Source organism: Nocardia sp. NPDC004151 (assembly GCF_042874235.1).
Lineage (GTDB): Bacteria > Actinomycetota > Actinomycetes > Mycobacteriales > Mycobacteriaceae > Nocardia.
Genome location: NZ_JBIAMR010000037.1, coordinates 1 through 2154, shown reverse-complemented (window position 1 = coordinate 2154; position 2154 = coordinate 1). Strand labels below are relative to the sequence as shown.

Genomic DNA, 2154 nt, shown 5'->3' with positions numbered 1-2154 from the left:
CTACAACTTCCGGCCGACCGGTACCCACTCGTGGGGCTACTGGAACGACGAGTTCATCGCGTCGTGGCCGCTGCTCGCCCAGGGTCTCGGCATCTGACCGAAAGTCCACGCGGACAACGCAACACAGCCCCCGCACCGCGCTCCTGGACGCCGCTTTCGATTTGCTTGCCGTAGAAGGTGTTTCGGCGGTGACGGTGCGCTGAGTATGTACGGCTGCCAAGCTCAACGACCGCTTGCAGGTCGTCGAGACCAGGGACGAAACGACGGGGTGCTCCATGAGTTGGTTAGCCACGGCTAGTACTACCACCAGCGCTTGGAAGGGTTTCCTGTCGATCAGGCCGAGGAAGTCGGCGTTCGACTTACCCAGGATGATGCGACTGTAGGACACCGGCCCACGGTAAAGGCTGTGGTCCCCGACTCGCCCGGCCACATCTCAGGATCTACCGCAGCGGCGACGCCGCGCTGCCAGCAGAATTCGGTTCCACCGCAGAACGTCCAGACCGGTCGGCGTCATGAAACTCGGCTACGACCATACGGTCGGCTGGATTACCGGTAGCGATGTCGTGTCTACGCCAGGGTCGACGCGCCTCTGCGACCCGCCGCATCCATGGTCAGGGGTCACCATTCGCACGAAACACTGGCAAGCACCATGCCGACCCAAATAGCAATCTCTCGTTGCGAAACCACCCGAAATCTGATTTCAGTTCTCCGTCCTTGTTCCATAGCATTTCCTGGTGTGAGCAATTGACCTCACGGTTCGAAACTGAAATGCAAGGAGAAAGAATGGGATCCGCCGCAGCCGCTCTCGAATTGATCATCATCGATCTGATTCACAATCTCTTCGCCGGTTCAGCGGGCAAATAATTCGGTGACCGAGGACAGGCTGACACGACTCGGCCTGCCCTCCTTCCGCCTGGCAATCCTGGTGTTTGCCGCCAAGGTCCACTGGTGCCATGGCTATGACTATCGCGGCACCATCGGCTGATAGAACATGCCAAGCCGCCGATCCAGCCGGTCGCCCAGGCTGACGAAGATACCTCGGCTGCTGGCGATTCGGTGGCCACGATGACGCAGCCGAGTCCCCGAATCCCCCGCGCAGTTCGGTCCGAACACTGCCTTCTTAAGTAGCCGCTTACGGGGCGGCTCGAACCGGCAGGGGTCGCGGTCGGCTGGACGCACCATCATGCCGATTTCGTGCATCCGGTCGGTCCTGCGCGGAGACGAAGCAACGTTACGAACGTCGGCATCCATGTGCCATAACTGACGCGGCTACCTCGTCGCGACCATGTGGGATGATTCGAGGGTGGTAGCAATCGAGATCGTGCTCGGCGACATCACACATGAGCAAGTGGATGCGATCGTGACCGCTGCCAACGAATCGCTGCTGGGCGGCGGCGGGGTTGATGGTGCGATCCATCGAGCCGCGGGGCCTCGGCTGGCCCAAGCGGGTGGTGCCATCGGTCCCTGCGAACCCGGAGATGCAATGGCAACGCCCGCATTCGATCTCAATCCTTCGGTCACGCACATCATCCACACCGTGGGCCCGGTATGGGAGGGCGGGGATTACGACGAGGCCGAGATCTTGCAATCCTGCTACCGCCGCTGCCTCGAAGTGGCAGACGAACTCGGTGCGCTGAGCCTGGCTTTGCCCGCGATCGCGACCGGAACCTACGGCTTCCCCGCGGACCAGGCCGCCGGCATCGCGATCGCCACCATCCGATCGACACCGACCTCGGTGCGCCACATCAGGATGGTCGCGTTTGACGAGCCGACTTATACCGCGCTGACCAACGCCTTGAATCAAGCCGAATCCAGCGAAACTCGTCCGAGCTAGCCCGCCTTCTCGCAGTCGGTTCGGCTCATGCCACACGACCGGCACCGTCAGTAAGACGTGCACTCACATGCCGCATACCGCGCTGGCCGAACCTGCCGGCGCGGGGCGAGCCGGCGGCCGGAACCTGGTGCGGTGCAGAACGCACGCTGACGCCGAGTTGAGTGTGATGGGCCTTTTCGTGCACAAATCGCTTGTGACGGGAAGTTTCCGCCAGTTGTGCTGCCTTAGAGCCTGTTGCAGAATCGATTTCGCGGAGCGGGGTGGGGCTGGGAGGATATGGCGTGGCCAAGTCGTATCGTCCCGTGCTGCGTGATCAGCTG

The 2154-nt window shown here is 62.0% G+C and carries 1 protein-coding gene; it reads left to right on the top strand.

What is annotated here, in order from left to right; genetic code table 11:
• Positions 1 to 1303: 1303 nt before the first annotated feature.
• On the top strand, positions 1304 to 1834 hold the full coding sequence (locus tag ACFYTS_RS36525) for a macro domain-containing protein (RefSeq protein WP_387309764.1): 531 nt from the start codon (positions 1304 to 1306) through the stop codon (positions 1832 to 1834).
• Positions 1835 to 2154: the final 320 nt, after the last annotated feature.